This window comes from Streptomyces rimosus subsp. rimosus, assembly GCF_000720725.1.
GTDB lineage: Bacteria > Actinomycetota > Actinomycetes > Streptomycetales > Streptomycetaceae > Streptomyces > Streptomyces rimosus_A.
The window spans coordinates 15,577-31,869 of the sequence record NZ_JOCQ01000042.1 but is presented as its reverse complement, the minus strand read 5'-3'; the positions used below and the strand labels follow the sequence as shown (position 1 = coordinate 31,869).

13 protein-coding genes and 1 pseudogene are annotated in these 16,293 nt (G+C 71.0%); 5 read left to right on the top strand and 9 right to left on the bottom strand.

From position 1 onward, the window contains the following. Positions 1-65: 65 nt before the first annotated feature. Entirely contained in the window at positions 66-335 is a 270-nt protein-coding gene (locus IH45_RS0122305) for a GlsB/YeaQ/YmgE family stress response membrane protein (RefSeq protein WP_030671111.1), read from the bottom strand. A gap of 107 nt (positions 336-442) precedes the next feature. Further along, positions 443-955, bottom strand: a complete 513-nt coding sequence (locus tag IH45_RS0122300; protein ID WP_030671108.1) for a VOC family protein — start codon at positions 953-955, stop codon at positions 443-445. Between the two features lie 444 nt (positions 956-1,399). Here IH45_RS0122300 and IH45_RS0122295 point away from each other — a divergent pair, with 444 nt between their 5' ends. Further along, positions 1,400-2,500: an NADH:flavin oxidoreductase/NADH oxidase gene (locus IH45_RS0122295; RefSeq protein ID WP_030671105.1), complete on the top strand. Its 1,101-nt coding sequence runs from the start codon at positions 1,400-1,402 to the stop codon at positions 2,498-2,500. A 129-nt stretch (positions 2,501-2,629) separates the two neighbouring features. On the opposite strand, the gene IH45_RS0122290 is transcribed toward IH45_RS0122295, so the two are convergent. Then, a complete protein-coding gene (locus tag IH45_RS0122290) occupies positions 2,630-3,283 on the bottom strand; it encodes a DNA alkylation repair protein (protein WP_050515076.1) in 654 nt (217 codons plus the stop codon). Between the two features lie 235 nt (positions 3,284-3,518). Between IH45_RS0122290 and IH45_RS0122285 the strand changes: the two genes are divergently transcribed. After that, on the top strand, positions 3,519-4,964 hold the full coding sequence (locus tag IH45_RS0122285; protein ID WP_030671099.1) for a glyceraldehyde-3-phosphate dehydrogenase: 1,446 nt from the start codon (positions 3,519-3,521) through the stop codon (positions 4,962-4,964). 430 nt (positions 4,965-5,394) lie between these two features. Here IH45_RS0122285 and IH45_RS0122275 read toward each other — a convergent pair whose 3' ends face one another. Beyond that, positions 5,395-6,471 carry a GlxA family transcriptional regulator gene (locus tag IH45_RS0122275; RefSeq protein ID WP_107058694.1) on the bottom strand — a complete coding sequence of 359 codons (1,077 nt, stop codon included), beginning with the start codon at positions 6,469-6,471 and terminating at the stop codon, positions 5,395-5,397. Positions 6,472-6,651: 180 nt separating this feature from the next. Between IH45_RS0122275 and IH45_RS0122270 the strand changes: the two genes are divergently transcribed. Beyond that, entirely contained in the window at positions 6,652-6,945 is a 294-nt protein-coding gene (locus IH45_RS0122270; RefSeq protein WP_030671168.1) for a DUF1330 domain-containing protein, read from the top strand. Between the two features lie 138 nt (positions 6,946-7,083). Here the strand turns inward: IH45_RS0122270 and IH45_RS1000000150045 are convergent. Both IH45_RS1000000150045 and IH45_RS0122265 read right to left on the bottom strand, forming a co-directional pair. Then, positions 7,084-7,322: pseudogene (locus IH45_RS1000000150045) on the bottom strand (FAD-dependent oxidoreductase); the annotation flags it as partial. Beyond that, positions 7,319-8,716, bottom strand: a complete 1,398-nt coding sequence (locus IH45_RS0122265) for an MFS transporter (protein WP_030671091.1) — start codon at positions 8,714-8,716, stop codon at positions 7,319-7,321. The gene IH45_RS0122265 and the pseudogene IH45_RS1000000150045, both read right to left, overlap by 4 nt. A gap of 280 nt (positions 8,717-8,996) precedes the next feature. Between IH45_RS0122265 and IH45_RS0122260 the strand changes: the two genes are divergently transcribed. Continuing rightward, positions 8,997-9,644: a TetR/AcrR family transcriptional regulator gene (locus IH45_RS0122260; protein ID WP_030671088.1), complete on the top strand. Its 648-nt coding sequence runs from the start codon at positions 8,997-8,999 to the stop codon at positions 9,642-9,644. 46 nt (positions 9,645-9,690) lie between these two features. Here IH45_RS0122260 and IH45_RS1000000148870 read toward each other — a convergent pair whose 3' ends face one another. The 3 genes from IH45_RS1000000148870 to IH45_RS1000000145385 form a co-directional block, all read right to left on the bottom strand. Further along, positions 9,691-9,849 (bottom strand): hypothetical protein, encoded by a 159-nt coding sequence (locus IH45_RS1000000148870; RefSeq protein WP_158813228.1) that lies wholly within the window; start codon positions 9,847-9,849, stop codon positions 9,691-9,693. Positions 9,850-9,920: 71 nt separating this feature from the next. Further along, on the bottom strand, positions 9,921-10,097 hold the full coding sequence (locus IH45_RS0122250; protein WP_158813226.1) for a hypothetical protein: 177 nt from the start codon (positions 10,095-10,097) through the stop codon (positions 9,921-9,923). A 319-nt stretch (positions 10,098-10,416) separates the two neighbouring features. Next, entirely contained in the window at positions 10,417-13,239 is a 2,823-nt protein-coding gene (locus tag IH45_RS1000000145385) for an ATP-binding protein (RefSeq protein WP_158813224.1), read from the bottom strand. Between the two features lie 489 nt (positions 13,240-13,728). On the opposite strand from IH45_RS1000000145385, the gene IH45_RS0122240 reads away from it, so the two are divergent. Beyond that, the gene (locus IH45_RS0122240) at positions 13,729-16,290 is read left to right on the top strand and encodes a Pls/PosA family non-ribosomal peptide synthetase (RefSeq protein ID WP_394298695.1); all 2,562 of its coding nucleotides are present in this window, start codon (positions 13,729-13,731) and stop codon (positions 16,288-16,290) included. The last annotated feature ends 3 nt before the right edge of the window (positions 16,291-16,293 follow it).

The window sequence follows — 16,293 nt, the reverse complement described above, 5'->3', positions numbered from 1 at the left end:
CGGCGTCCACGGCAAAGGCGGAGGCCCCCTGTCGCCAGGGGGCCTCCGCCTTTGCCGCCGCGCGGTCAGCGTTGCTGATTGCGGCCGATGGTCACCCGGTAGATCGCCAGGACGATCACCGAGCCGATGATGGCGGCGATCCATGTGGAGAGGTGGAAGAAGCCGTTGATCGACTCCACCCCGAAGATCACCTTGCCCAGCCAGCCGCCCAGCAGGCCACCGACGATGCCGATCAGCATCGTGACGAGGCATCCGCCCGGGTCCTTACCGGGCATCAGCGCCTTCGCGATCGCACCCGCCAGCAATCCGATCAGAACCCACGCGATGATTCCCATGGCAGCTCACCTCGTTCACAAATAAGATCAAAACGCTTCGACTCTGGTGTTTCCCGGTTTTGCGGATCGAAACACTGCAAGCGGTCAGGGTCTCGGTGCGAGACCGGTCAGGGCCGCCACCGGCGCCGGCGCGTGGTCCGCTCGTACGGCTGGGCGTCCGGGTACGTCAGCAGTTCCAGCGTGCTCCCCCAGGGCGTGCGCAGATACGCGAAGCGGTTCCGCCACCCCTCCTCCGGGCCGGGCAGGGGCCGCGGAGGCCCGAGCGGCACGGCGCCCGCGGCCTCGGCCCGCGCCACCGCGGCGTCCAGATCGCCGGCGTAACAGGCCAGGTGCTGCCACCCCAGGTCGCACGGGACCGCGGGCGGCCGCTGCCGCGGACCGGTGAACTCGAACAGCTCGATCCCGGGCCCGTTCGGCAGGGCCAGCATCCGTACGGCCGCCTGCGCGGTGCCCTCCGGCACACCGAGCCGCCGCTCGACCTCCTCGCCCGCGTTCGGCCCATCCTCGCGGCGCAGCGTGTCGTACAGCACCTCCGCGCCCAGCGCCGCCGTGAAGAAGGCCGTCGCCGCGTCGATGTCGGGAACCGTGACGCCTACGTGGTCGATGCCGCGGATGACCATGTGCGCGCCCTCCTCGGGACGTTGGGCGGGGGAGTCGCTTGCCCGTAGGCCGTGCCACGCCCCACCTGCGCCTTCTCCCGGGGCGGCGAAATTCGCTCGAAAGGGCGGCGCCGGGCGTCCTATCGTGAGCCGATCGGCCCAGGGCGACGCCCGAGGGCCGACTGTCGGCCGCGGCGATACGGGGGTACGCCGCGGACCGGACGGTGCGGCGGCGATCGGTACACGCGCCGCGGTACGACGTGCGGGGCCGGACCCATGACGGGCCGGCCCCGTTTCCGTACGCGCCGACGGCCACCGCCCTCCCCGTACGCGATCACTCCGCCGTGCCGCCCGGCCCACCCGCCCCGCCATGTACGAGATCCATCGTAGTTTGACAGCTTCCGTACTACGAGAGTTATCGTACGAGGCGTCAAGGTGAAGCAACCCCAACCGCGGGAGTCCGTCGTGAGCGCACTGTTCGAGCCCCTCACCCTCCGGTCGCTGACCATCCCCAACCGCATATGGATGGCCCCCATGTGCATGTACTCGGCGGCGCCCGACGGACCGGAGCAGGGCGCGCCCAACGACTGGCACTTCCAGCACCTGGCCTCCAGGGCCGTCGGCGGCACCGGGCTGATCCTGACCGAGGCCACGGCGGTGAGCCCCGAGGGGCGCATCAGCCCGTACGACCTGGGGCTGTGGAACGACACACAGACCGCCGCGTTCCGGCGGATCACCGACTTCCTCAAGGCGCACGGGTCCGTCCCGGGCATCCAGATCGCGCACGCCGGGCGCAAGGCCTCGACCGAGCGCACCTGGGTGGACCGCGGCGCCCCGATCGCCCCGGGCGAGGGCCACGGGTGGCAGCCGGTGGGCCCGAGCCCGCTGCCCTTCGACGACGCGTCCACCACGCCGGAGGAACTGTCCGTCGAGCAGATCCAGGAGATCGTCGGGCAGTTCGCCGCGACTGCGCGGCGGGCGCTGGAGGCGGGCTTCCAGGTGGCGGAGATCCACGGCGCCCACGGCTATCTGATCGGCGAGTTCCTCTCGCCGTACACCAACCGGCGCACGGACGGGTACGGGGGCTCCTTCGAGAACCGCACCCGCTTCGCGCTGGAGGTCGTGGACGCCGTACGGGCCGTGTGGCCCGAGGAGCTGCCGCTGCTCTTCCGCATCTCGGCGACCGACTGGCTGTCGGAGAACGCGGACGACGAGCGCGAGGGCTGGACCGCCGACGACACCGTGCGCTTCGCCGCTGACCTGAAGGCGCACGGGGTGGACCTGCTGGACACCTCCACCGGCGGCAACGCCCCCGGCGTCAAGATCACTGTGGAGCCCGGGTACCAGGTGCCGTTCGCCGAGCGGGTCAAGAAGGAGACCGGGCTGCCGGTCGGCGCGGTCGGCCTGATCACCGAGGCGCGGCAGGCCGAGAAGATCATCGCGGACGGTCAGGCGGACGTGGCCCTCATCGGCCGCGAGCTGCTGCGCGACCCGTACTTCGCCCGCGGCGCCGCCCGCGAGCTGGGCGCCGACATCCAGCTCCCCAACCCGTACCACCGCTCCTGAATCGTACGGGTGAGCTGTACGGTTGAACCGTACGAACGCGCCGTGCCGGATCATCCGGCACGGCGCGTTCGGGTATCCGGTGCGAACCCGCATACCCGCGCCGTCGGCCCGTACGGAAACCGCCGGTGATCAGCCCGCCGCCGTACCGCCCTGCCTGCGCACCATCTCGCTGATCCAGACAGGCGCGAACGGAGACGTGCACCCCGGAGAAGTCGGGTAGTCCTTGAGCACTCCCAGGCGCTCGCCGATGTCGATCGCGCGGGCGCGGTGCTCCGCGTGTCCGATCCCGATCTGCGCCAGGCAGTGGTTCATCGCCCACTGGAGGCGGTCCGGGGCGTCCCGCATCTCCGCCTCGATGGTGTCGAGCAGTCCCGCGAGGTCGAGGCCCGCGGGCTTCTTCGCCACGCGTTCGGTCGTCAGTGCCCAGCCGGCGCTCGCGACCACCGGATCCGGGTCGGCGGACCAGGCCACGCGCAGCTCCTCCGCGTGCGGGCTCTTCTTCACCACGTAGTTCACGAGCCAGTCGTGCACCTTGGGCGTGCGCGCCTCGCGCAGCATGCCGTCCAGCTCGTCGCGACCGAACGCCTTCGGGCGGCAGATCAGGAGCGCCAGCAGCCGCGCCGCGCTGTCGCCCGTCCCCCAGAGCTCGCACGCGAGCTCCTGCTGCGTCTTGAGCCGCTTCGCGAGCGCGCGCAGCTTGCCGAGGTTCACACCGTGATCGTCACCGTGCTTCGCGTTCACTTCGCGTGTCCTGGGGTCCGCCAGCCCGGCCAGCTCGGCCATCACCTCGGACACCGTCGTCCCGGCCACCGCAGCCTCCTGCTCCTCGTGTCCGGAATTCAGCCTACGACGGACGTCGGCCTCGCGGCGTACGCACCCGTCCGGCGACAGCTACCGGCCCGAAGTCCCGCATATCGGCCGCACATATCCGGCAAAGCGCCCCACCGCCCCACCCCCTGAGCAACGAAAGAGCGGTGGGGTTAGCATCTGAGCACCGCCTAGCTCGAAAGATGGACCTGTGACTGTCAACGAGGACTCGTTCACAAACTGGAAGAACCGCGAGGAGATCGCGGAGTCGATGATCCCGATCATCGGGAAGCTGCACCGGGAGCGGGACGTCACGGTCCTGCTCCACAGCCGCTCCCTGGTGAACAAGTCGGTGGTCAGCATCCTGAAGACCCACCGCTTCGCGCGCCAGATAGCCGGTGAGGAGCTCTCGATCACCGAGACGTTCCCGTTCCTGCAGGCCCTCACCGCCCTCGACCTCGGCCCCTCCCAGATCGACATCGGCCGGCTCGCCGAGACGTACAAGGCCGACGACCGCGGCCTGACGGTGGAGGAGTTCACCGCCGAGGCCGTCGCGGGCGCCACGGGCGACGACAAGATCGAGCGCCGTGAGGGGCGCGACGTCGTCCTCTACGGCTTCGGCCGCATCGGCCGCCTCGTCGCCCGTCTGCTCATCGAGAAGGCCGGCTCCGGCAACGGCCTGCGGTTGCGTGCCATCGTCGTCCGCGGTGGCGGTGACCAGGACATCATCAAGCGCGCCTCGCTGCTGCGGCGCGACTCCATCCACGGCCAGTTCCAGGGCACGATCACCGTCGACGAGGCGAACAGCACCATCGTCGCCAACGGCAACGAGATCAAGGTGATCTACGCCGACGACCCCACCGAGGTCGACTACACGGCGTACGGCATCAAGGACGCCATCCTCATCGACAACACGGGCAAGTGGCGCGACCGCGAGGGCCTGTCGAAGCACCTGCGCCCCGGCGTCGACAAGGTCGTGCTGACCGCGCCGGGCAAGGGCGACGTCCCGAACATCGTGCACGGCGTCAACCACGACATGGTCAAGCCGGACGAGCGGATCCTGTCCTGCGCGTCCTGCACCACCAACGCCATCGTCCCGCCGCTGAAGGCGATGGACGACGAGTACGGCGTGCTGCGCGGCCACGTCGAGACGGTCCACTCGTTCACCAACGACCAGAACCTGCTGGACAACTACCACAAGGCCGACCGCCGCGGCCGCTCGGCGCCGCTCAACATGGTCATCACCGAGACCGGTGCCGCCTCCGCCGTCGCCAAGGCGCTGCCCGACCTCAAGGCGAAGATCACCGGCAGCTCGATCCGCGTCCCGGTGCCGGACGTCTCGATCGCGATCCTCAACCTCCAGCTCGCGCGCGAGACCAGCCGCGAAGAGGTCCTCGAACACCTTCGTGACGTGTCGCTGACCTCGCCGCTGCGACGTCAGATCGACTTCACCAGCGCCCCCGACGCGGTCTCGAACGACTTCATCGGCTCGCGCCACGCCTCGATCGTCGACGCCGGCGCCACCAAGGTCGAGGGCGACAACGCGATCCTCTACCTCTGGTACGACAACGAGTTCGGCTACTCCTGCCAGGTCATCCGCGTCGTCCAGCACGTTTCCGGCGTGGAGTACCCGACCTACCCGGCCCCGGTGATCTGACCCGGCTCCTGTCCGGCCGGTTCCGGTCTTCTCCGTACGGGTACCGCCCGTGCTCCGTACCGCCCCAGCACGGGGGGACGGAGCACGGGCGGCGTGCAAGCGGAGCGAGCCCACGGTGTGGTCCCGGTCGGCCAGGGGAGCGGCCAGCATGTACGCGCCGACGAGCGCGAGGCTGGTGCCCTGCCCGGTGAGGAACGAGGGCGCGTACGCGGCGTCCGGTCGGAGCCGGGGGACATCTGCGTTGCGGAGGTCGGCGAAGCCGGCGTGGGCCAGCTCGACGGCCTCGGGGTATGCCTCCCGCGCTTGGCGTGCTCGGCGAGTGTTCGGTAGATGCTCGCCGCCGAGGGTGCTGCCCCTTGCGCGCCACGGCCGATGGATACCCGGCGCAGAGGTTCGGATGAACCACCGGAAAGCGTACGGTGCGTCGTGACTAAGCCGGAATGAAGCCCGCATCGCCGGCAGCCGGATCCGGGGCACGGAAGGTGCGACGGTACGCCGACGGGGCGACTCCGGCCTCCGCCGCGAGGTGCCGCCGCAGCGAGGTGGCGGTGGCGAATCCGACCTCGTGGGCGACGCGTTCCACCGGCAGATCGCTGGACTCCAGCAGGTGCCGGGCCCGCCGCAGCCGCTGCGAGGTCAGCCAGCGGCCGGGGCTCAGACCGGTCTCCTCCTTGAAGCGCCGGGCGAAGGTACGGGTGCTCATCGCCGCGTGCGCGGCCAACTCGCCCAGCGACAGCGGTAGTTCAAGCCGCTGCAATGCCCAGTCGCGGGTCGGCCCGGTGCCGGTTGTGCCCGTCGGCGGCAGTGGCCGCTCGATGTACTGTGCCTGCCCGCCGTCCCGGTACGGCGGCACGACGCAGTAGCGGGCGGCCTGGTTGGCGACCTCGGTGCCGTGGTCCTGGCGCAGCAGGTGCAGGCAGACGTCGAAGCCGCTGGCCGCCCCCGCTGAGGTCAACACGTCACCGTGGTCGACGAAAAGAACGCCGGCGTCGAGCTCGACCCGGGGGAACAGTTTCCGGAAGTGGTCGCTGAGCGCCCAGTGGGTGGTGGCCCGACGCCCATCGAGGAGACCGGTGCCGGCCAGCAGGAAGGCACCGCTGCAGATCGACACCAGACGGGTGTCGGGCCGGACCCTGGAAAGCGCGTCCAGGGCCTTCGAGTCCGTGGCGGCGGCCGGGGTCTGGGTGATGGCGTACCCAGGGATGATCACGGTGTCCGCCTCGGCCAGCACCTCAGGGCCGTGCCCGGGGGTGACGGTCAGGTCCGAGACGGTGCGCACGGGATTCCCGTCGACGCCCGCGGTCACCACCTCGTAGCGGCCACCGGCGGAGCCCAGGACATGTTGAGGCATGCCGAGTTCGAAGGGGTAGACCCCGTCGACTGCGAGGACGACCACCTTGTGGGCGGCGGGCTGTGGTTCCGGTCGCATCGCGCGATTCGGTTCGGCGGTGCGACCGGCCAGGTCGCGGGCGCCGGGAGTACCGGGGGCGGCATGGTGGACGGGCATGGCGAGAATGTATCGGGAGCTGACCTTTCTGCCATGGCCGAGGCCGGCTCGAACGGCAAGGATCGAGGCATGACCTCGGCGGAGGCATGGGAGAACCTCGCTTCCGGGCCGTCGTCGGGATCGAGCAATCCGAGTGACAATTCGACGTCGGACGTGTCCGGCCGAGCACAGGAGGTTTCCATGGCCAAGGGCTACTGGGTCAGTGTCTACCCCGCCATTTCCGACCCTGAGGGGCTGGCTGACTACAACGAGCTGGCGGGTCCGGCTGTCCGGGCCGGGGGCGGGCGCGTCCTGTCCAATTTCGGCCGAGTCGTCGCCCACGAGGCCGGAATCACCGAACGCGTCGTCCTGATCGAGTTCGACGGCTTTGAACAGGCGGTCGCGGCATACGAGAGCGAGGCATACCAGAAGGCGCTGGCGGCCCTCCCCGACGGCTTCGAGCGCGACTTCCGCATCGTCGAAGGCATCGACTGACCGGCGGGCCCGGCCAACGCTGGGCATCCGTCACCTGATACGCCCACGGTGCTCAACGACGAGGCACGGGACGAGGTCCGGGCTGGGCACTTGAACTCCTCCTGGATCTCCTCCGCGTGCTCGTACACCGTCGGCCTGGTGCGTGTCCCGCAGGCGCGGCAGGATGCCCATCCTCCGGACGACCCCAAGCGCGGTGCCGCGCACGTCGACGGGGTATCCACCGTTACGAAACGTGTCCGCCTTCTCGACCGCCGTGACCTCGAATCCGTAGCGGTTCAGCCGGAACGCCAGGGCGGACCTGCCACTCCGGCCCTGGATATCAGGACCTTGTGCCTTGGTGTGGTACGGAAATTCCTCGGCGGATCGGTGTAGCTCATTTCTCGACTTTTTTGCTCGTGGTGCGGGTGACCAACAGGGAGAGCGCCGAGACGGCACCGGCTATGACGAAGCCGGTGACGAAGGCCGATTCGGCCGGGACGTCCGACCCGGGAGGGGTTCCGGCGGTGAGGATCGCACCGCTGACCTGCACCCCCACGGCGTAGCCGAGCACGCGTGTCACCAGGACCAGGCTGGTGGCGATGCCGGTGTCGCTGTGATCGACGGATGTGGCGGTGCCGGTCACCATCGCCGTGACGCACAGGCCGTTGGCGAGCGCGATCAGCACCTTGCCGACGACGAGGTGCCAGATCTCGGTGTGCACGGCTGCCAGGGCGGTCAAGGCGGCGACCATGATGAGGATTCCGGTGGTGACCACGGCACGCGAGCCGAAACGCCGCGCCCCGATCCCGCCGATCGGCCCGGCCAGCGACGCGGCCACGGCGCCGGGCAGCAGGAAGAAGCCGATCTCGGTGGCGCCGGCACCGAAACCGTGCGTGCTGCCGGACACCGCGAACAGTTGGGGGACGAGATAGACCGCCACCGAGGTGCCCACGCAGACCACGAACGTCAGCACGCACGACTTCCACACCGCGGGCCGTGCCAGCATGCGCAGATCGACCGTCGGCGAGGCCGCGCGACGCTCGACGGCCGTCCATCCCGTCACGAAGGCGGCCAGCACCACGACGAGGGTGCCGAGCAGGAGCGGCTGCGAGCCGATGTCGGGCGTCAGCGAGAGCAGGAGCATGAGCGTGACCAGCGCGCCGCTCAGGAGAAGCAGACCGGGCCAGTCGACCCCGGCACTGCCCGGCCGGCCCGGCGGATCATGCGGCAGCAGCCTGTTCACCAGCAGGGTGGCCCCGATGACCGCGATCGTCGGCAGCGCGAACATCCAGTGTCGGGACAGCCCTTCCGCCACGGGCCCGGCCGACAGCGTGCCCGCCATCCCGCCGCCCACGAACAATCCGCTGACCACCCCGATGGCCACCTTCGACGCATCCGCGGGGAGGTGTGCGCGCACCAGGATGAACGACAGGGGCAGTGCGCCGACCATCGCCCCCTGAAGTACCTGACCGAGCAGCAGCACCGGCAGGTTCGGCGCCAGGGCGGACACCAGACCGCCGGCACAGACCACCGCCATCAGCCGGATCAGGACCCGCTTCCCGCCGTAGCGGTCGCCCAACTTGCCCGCGACCGGTGTCACGAGCGCGCCGGTGATGAGGAGCACGATGCTGAGTAACGCCCCTTCGGCGGGACTCATGTCCAGCTCGCGTTGCAGGAGCGGCAGCGTCGGCGTCACCACCGACTCCAAGGCACCGGTGGCGACTGCCAGCATGCCGAGGGCCCCGACAGCGGCCTTCCCGATGTGCACCGGTGGAGCCAGCGTTGCGGTCATGAACGTCCTTTCCGTCGGCGCCGGGCGAGGAAGGGGGCCGCCGTAGGCGCAGCGCTGCCGCCTTGCCGTGTCCGGCGCGGAGGCGGCGGCCCCGCACGCGGGGCGCAGGGTGCGTGGTGCGTTGTGGACAGGGCCGGTGGCGTTCGGCTGGGTGAACGCGGGGGAGGTTGTGGCCGAGGCGGCTCATGTACGTATCCGCCGGGCGGAGTTGGTGGGCGGGGAGGCTCGCTCGGGCAGTATTACACTACACCGTGCAGTGTAGAAACGGTACGATGTGCCCATGCCGACCACGAAGACGCCGACCACGAAGACACTGCGCGAGGGGTCCGCGCGGAAGCGGGCCGCCATCCTCTCGGCGGCCCGGGAACTGTTCCTCGCCGACGGCTTCGACCGGTCCAGCGTCGACGCGGTCGCCGCCCGGGCCGAGGTGTCCAAGCGGACGGTCTACGACTACTTCGGCGACAAGCAGACGCTGCTGCGCGCAGTCGTCGACGCCGTCGGCCAGTCACTGGTCACCACGATCCGGCGTACCCTCGACGACACCCTCACCGGCCTCACCGAGGACGCCGATCTCGAAAACGGTCTGGTCACGTTCTCGATGTGCATCGCGACCGACATGCTCGGCTCGGCGGAGTACGCGACGCTGCAACGACTGGTCCGGGCGGAATCCGGCCACCTGCCGCACCGCGGCTACAACTCGATGGCCGACACCCCCGACGAAGCACTCGCCGAGCGGTTCGCCGCCTTCGCCGCGGCCGGACTGCTCGACGTCCCCGACCCCCGGCTCGCGGCCGACCAGTTCATCGCGCTGACCTTCGGCGTCGCGCTGGACAGGCTCGGTTCCGCGAATGCCGCGGAGGACGCCCGTGTCCGGCCGCTCGTCGTCGAAGGGGTACGGACCTTTCTCCGGGCCTACCGGACCAGGTAGGGCCGGGGCGGCGTGCCGCCCCGGGGGCGGCCCGGTCCCCGGGCCGTCACCACCGTCCCTCCCCGTAGCGGCGGCGCAGCTCGTTGATCTCCTGCTCGTCGCGGGCGGCCGGGGGCCGTGCGCGCCGTACACCGGCTTCTATGAGGAACACCACCAGCCCGCCGACCAGTACGGAGGCGAGCAACAGCACCACCACATACTCCACATATGCCTTCTACCCGCTTCGCGGGAATCCAACGAAGACCTGTGGTGCGCGGCAGTGCGCCCGCCGGTCCGTCAGGCCGAGGAGTTGAAGGAATACGCGTGGCCGCAGGCGTCGCACGCGAAGCGGCCGTTGAGTCCGTCGTTGGCGGTCTGGCAGCGGGGGCACGGGGCCGTGGTGAAGTACTCCGGCCGCCGTACGGCCGGTTCCCCGATGCCCGCGCTGCCGGGACCTGGTTCAGCCTCCGTCATCCAGACGCTCCACAGTTGCACGACCATCCGCCGTCCGGCCCTTGAATGACCTGGGCACCACACCGGTTGCAATACATAGCAGCTCCTCGAACCCACACCACCCCGCGTGCAGCCCGAGTACACCCATCACAACATCAGCACGCCGTTATTCAGAGAATGTCCGGAAAAGGCGCGCCGTTCCGGAGGAGGGATGCCGCACGGTCATCCGGTGTCCGTTCCGGCGTCATTGGCCCCACCAGCAGCCGTACCATAGACGACTTGTCCTGATCTGGGGATCACTTTCGGCCAGTACTTCTCCTGTCGCCCGCTCCGGCCCGGCCTAGAGCCAGACGATGCGTGTCGCCGGGTCCGGCGCATACGAGCAGTACGCCCCGGTTCGTACGCTGCGTTGCAGATGCAGCCCGAGCACCGGGTCGTGCACGGCAACGCGTTTCACCGCGGCTTTCAGGGCTTTGGTGACGCTCAGGCGGGCGCGCTCGCTGTCGGAGGCGGCCCGGCGGTCGCGGCCGCCCAGGCCGACCGCACCGGCGAGCTGCTCGGTCACCGCGTCGAGTTCGACGCGGGCCCGTTCGGCGCGTCCGGTGTCATGGAAGCGCTCGGCCTCCTCCAGCTCCCCGGCCAGCTCGCGCACGCGCCTGCGGTAGGCCGCCTTCGCGCGGGCGTCCAGGGCCGGACCGGCGTCGCCGGAGCCGGAGAAGGCGGGCCATTCCCGTACGGCCGGGACGGGAGCCGCCGTACCGCGCTCGGCCGCCGCCAGTTCGCGGGCCAGGAACTCCCGGTCGGGATCGGCGAGCAGCCGGGCCAGGTAGCCGAGACCGACCGTGTGCTTGAGGTGGACGACCAGCCCGTCGTGGCTGAGGGTCCAGTAGTCCCCTTTTCTGCGCAGCGCGGCCTGGTGGGGCACTGCCGCCCCGGGGCCCGCGGGGGCGCGGATGTCGGCGACGGCCGCGCCGTTACGGGGCGTCTCCACAAGAGGTGACTCCGTACGAGGCGTACGAGGTGTCTCCCTGCGGGGCGTCCCCGAACGCGCCGTCTCCCCGGGGGCCGGGGGGAGCGGCGGCGGTGCCGTACCGAGTTCCGCCGCGGCGGCCAGTACGGCGGCTTCGAGCGGCCACCGCAGCCCGTGCTCCCGCGCCGTGCCGAAGCGCTGTTCGCCCAGTTCCGCCCGCACCTTGCGGATGCCGGCCGCCCGCCACCCCTTGAGGAAGGCGAGCAGCGCGGCACCGGACTTCTTCCGTGCCGTGTCCGCGGCTCCGAACAGCGCGGCGGCCCGCTCCCAGTGCCGATGGGACATGGCCAGCATCGCCGCGACCTGGAAGACCTCGGCGAGACCCCACGGCGCGTCGAGCCGCTGGAACAGGCGCAGCGCCTCTCCCGTACGGGCACGGGCGTCCCGGACGTCCCCCAGGCCCCACGAAGCGGTGGCGAGGGTGAGGTGGGCCCAGGCGATGCTCTTCGGCTCACCCGCCTCGTACAGCAGGTGGAACGCGGTCCTGCCGTGCCGGGAAGCCTGCGCGAAGTCGCTCCGTACGACCTCCACCGTGGCCAGGAACAGGTACGACCAGCCCGTCAGCCACGGTTCACCGGTCTTCAGGGCGGCCTCCAGCGACTCGCCCAGCTTCTCCGCCGCGCCGTCCGGATTGCCCAGGAGCAGTGCGGCGAACCCGAGGCACTGGAGGGCGCACACGAGGCCGGGCAGGTCGCCGTTGCGCCGTGACAGAAGCTCGGCTTCGGAGCAGGACAGCCGGGCGCGTTCCAGGTCCCCCTGGATCACGGCGAGGAGCCCCAGCCCGTTCAGCGCCCGTACGCGCCCCTTGGCGGCGGCGTCGCGATCCGCGCCCAGCGCCCGTTCGAGCCGTACGCGCCCCTCGGCATAGTGGCCCTGCACGTCCCAGAACGAGGCGAGGGCACCGGCCAGGCACACCGCGTTGTCGGTGTCGTGGGAGGCCAGCAGGTATTCGAGGGCGGCCCGGAGGTCGTCGTGCTCGGCCCTCAGCCGCTCCAGCCATACCGCCTGGTGCGGGCCCCGGAACCGTTCCCACGCCTGTTCGGCGAGGTCGTGGAAGTACGCGGCGTGCTGCGCGGACAGCGACGCGAGGCCGCCGCGCTCCCGTAATCGCGCCAGCCCGTACGCGCGCAGGGTCTTCAGCATCCGGTACCGGACGGGGGTGTGCTGCGGTACGACCGTCACCAGCGACTTGTCGACCAGCCGCAGGAGGAGTTCACCGAGGTCCGCGGTGCCGGCCCCTTCGGCGGCCACGGCCTCGACGGCGTCCAGTGTGAAGGCGCCCGCGAACACCGCCAGCCGCTCGAACAGCGTCCGTTCGGGCTCGCTCAGCAGGTCGTAACTCCACTCCACGACGCTGTCCAGCGTCCGGTGGCGGGGCGAGGGTGCCCGGGTCTGCCACGCCAGGGACCGGAAGCGGCCGTCCAGCCACCCGCTGAGCTGCGCCGCGTCGAGCGCGTTCGTGCGCGCCGCGGCCAGCTCGATGGCCAGCGGCAGGCCGTCCAGCTTGCGGCAGATCTCCGCCACCGCCGCCGCGTTCGCGTCGGTGACCGCGAACCCCGGCTCGACCGCGGCGGCCCGGTCGGCGAACAGCCGCACCGCGTCGTACTCCAGGATCTCGGCCCCGCCGGCGTGCGGCGGGGGAGTGGCCAGGCCCGTCACCGGCCAGAGCACTTCGCCGGGGACGCCCAGCCGCTCCCGGCTCGTCGCCAGGACGCGCAGGTTCGGACAGGCGGGCAGCAGGGTGAGGACGAACTGCGCTACCGCTTCCACGCGGTGCTCGCAGCAGTCCAGGACGAGCAGCATGTCCGCGTCGCGCAGCCGCTCGGCCAGGACCTCCGGCAGCGTCCGGCCCGCCTGCTCCTGTACGCCGAGACCGGCCGCCACCGCGTGGGCCGGCAGCAGCGGATCGGCCAGGACCGCCAGTTCGACGAAGCGCACACCGTCCCGGTGGCGGGGCGCGCGGCTCGTGGCCACCTCGATGGCGAGCCGGCTCTTGCCGGCGCCGCCGGCTCCGGTCAGGGTGACCAGCCGGCTGCTCTCCAGACGCGCCCCGACTCCGGCGGCTTCCTGCCGACGGCCCACGAAGGTCGTCAGTGGTGCGGGGAAGCCTTCGGGTCCTGTGGCTGACACCATCTTCGACGCTCCAACCGAGTGGCGCATCGTGGTGCACCCCCCGCCGCGAGGATAAGTTCGCCGCCGTCGCCGGAACAACCGAAAGCGGGCCGATTCCCCGCAGCCCGCCCGTACCGACCAGGCGGTTGTATACGGCAGTGACAGGTCTGCCGGTGGCGGGTGAGGCAGACGGCGTCGCCGGTTAACGGGGCACCGGCGGCAGGCCGCCGCGGCGGTCGGTGGGCGGCGCCGGGCGAGCGTCCGGAGCGGATGAACGTGAGGGTGCCACGGCCGCCGTGGACGTACCGGCCCTACGGATTACGGACCCCTCCGCGCTGCCCGGCCGGCTGTGGTCTTCCCAGTGTTACTTGAATTTTCACGATGTTCCTTCGCTGTTCACGCCTCTCCCGGAAAGAGCCCCCGAGCACCGCCGGCGCACCGGGAACCGCCCCGTCGGCAGACGGCCGCCCGGTGTGCCCCCACCTCTTCCGCCCCTCCGAAGGAGCTCACGTGCTGGGAAAATCCGTCGAGGTACCAGCAGCCGGCCCGGCCGGCGCGTCCAGCGGCCCGGCAGCCGCACCGCCGGCCGGTCCGTCCCCCGTCCCGCACGGCCCACCCGGTGCCCCGGCCGATACCGGGGCCGTGCTCGCCGCGACGCTGGCGGACCTCCTGCGCGTCGAGCGGGTGCCGGCCGACGCCCACTTCTTCACCGACCTGGGCGCCGACTCGCTGGTCATGGCCCACTTCTGCGCCCGCGTCAGGAAGCGCGCCGACCTCCCGTCGGTGTCGATGAAGGACATCTACCGGTACCCGACGATCGGCGACCTGGCGACGGCGCTCGCCGGGTCCGCGGCAGAACCGGCGGCCCAGGCGCCGGCCCCCGAGCCGCCCGAGGCGGCGCGTCCCGTCGGCACCGCCGCGTACGCACTGTGCGCGACGCTCCAGCTCCTGACGCTCCTCGGCTGCTCCTACCTCGCCGCGGTCGTCACCGCCACCGGTTACGACTGGATGTCCGCCGCACCGGGACCGGGCGGCGTCTACCTGCGGGCGGTCCTCTTCGGCGCCGCGGTCTTCCTGGGCCTGTGCGGCCTCCCGGTGCTCGCCAAGTGGGTGCTCATCGGACGGTGGAAGCCGCGGGAGATACGCATCTGGAGCCTGACGTACTTCCGCTTCTGGGCCGTCAGGACCCTGCTGCACGTCAGCCCGCTGGTGCTCTTCGTGGGCTCACCGCTCTACGTCGGCTACCTCAGGGCGCTGGGCGCCAGGATCGGACGGGACGTCACGATCCTCTCCAAGCACGTGCCGGTCTGCGCCGACCTGCTGACCGTCGGGGCGGGCACGGTCATCCGCAAGGACGCGTACCTCACCTGCTACCGGGCCCGCGCCGGAGTGATCCGGACGGGCACGGTCACCCTCGGACAGGATGTGCTCATCAGTGAGGCAACGGTGCTCGACATCGGAACCTCACTCGGCGACGGGGCCCAGCTGGGCCACGCCTCCTCCCTCCACCCCGGCCAGACCGTCCCCGCCGGCGAACACTGGCACGGCTCTCCGGCGCAGCGTACGGAGGTGGACTACCGGACGCTCGACGCGACCGGCCGCGGCGGCCCGCGCGCCGCCTACGGCGCGCTGCAACTGCTGAGCGCGCTGCTCGTGTACCTGCCGCTGAGCATCGGCGGGGTGAGCATCCTGCTCGCCGAGGTCCCGCGGCTCGCCGCGCTCCTGGACGCGGGCCCGCTCGCCTTCACGACCTGGTCGTTCTACGGCGAAGCGCTGGTCACCTCGCTCGTGCTGTTCTTCGGCGGCCTGCTCGCCGGCCTGCTCGTGGTGACCACCGTGCCCCGGCTGCTCAACCTCCTCATCGTGCCCGGCAAGGTCTACCGGCTCTACGGCCTGCACTATTCGCTGCACCGGACCATCGCCCGGATGACCAACCTCAAGTTCTTCACACGGCTCTTCGGCGACAGCTCCTACATCGTCCCCTACCTCGGCCGCCTCGGATACGACCTGTCCCGCGTCGAACAGACCGGGTCGAACTTCGGCACGGAGGTGCGCCACGAATCGCCGCACCTGAGCACGGTCGGCAGCGGCACGATGGTCGCCGACGGCCTGTCGATCATGAACGCGGACTACTCCCGGACCTCCTTCCGCCTGTCGCGCGTCGCCATCGGACCGCACAACTTCCTCGGCAACGCCGTCCACTACCCGCCCGGGGGCCGCACGGGCGACAACTGCCTCCTCGCCACGAAGGTCGCGGTCCCCCTGGACGGGCCCGTCCGGGAAGGCGTCGGCCTGCTGGGCTCGCCCTGCTTCGAGATCCCCCGGTCCGTCGAGCGCGACGCCGCGTTCGACCACCTGCGCAGCGGTGCGGCACTGCGCCGCCACCTCGCCGCCAAGAACGCCTACAACCTGCGCACGATGGGCCTGTTCCTGCTGGTCCGGTGGTCGCAGGTGTTCGTGGTCACCCTGATCGCCTGGGCCGCCGCCGACCTCTACACGGTGCTCGGCGCCTCGGCGGTCGCGCTGGGCTCCGTCCTCGCGCTGCTCTTCTCCATGGGCTACTCGGTGTGCGCCGAACGCGCCGTCAACGGCTTCCGGCGCCAGGCCCCGCGCTACTGCTCGATCTACACCCCGTACTTCTGGCGGCACGAACGGTTCTGGAAGCTCCACGCGATGCCCCTGCGCTTCCTGAACGGCACCCCGTTCAAGAACCTGTTCTGGCGGCTGCTGGGCGCCCGGATCGGGCGGCGCGTCTACGACGACGGCTGCTTCCTGCCCGAACGCTCCCTCGTCACCATCGGCGACCACGCCACGCTCAACGTGGGCAGCGTCATCCAGTGCCACTCCCAGGAGGACGGCACGTTCAAGTCCGACCGCACCACCCTCGGCGCCGGCTGCACCCTCGGCACCGGAGCCTTCGTCCACTACGGCGCCACCGTGGGCGACGGCGCGGTGCTCGCGCCCGACTCCTTCCTCATGAAGGGCGAGGACGTGCCCCGGCACGCGCGCTGGGGCGGCAACCCCGCCCGGGAGATGCCCGACGCCGTGCCCGACACCATGACCGAGAAGTGAGGA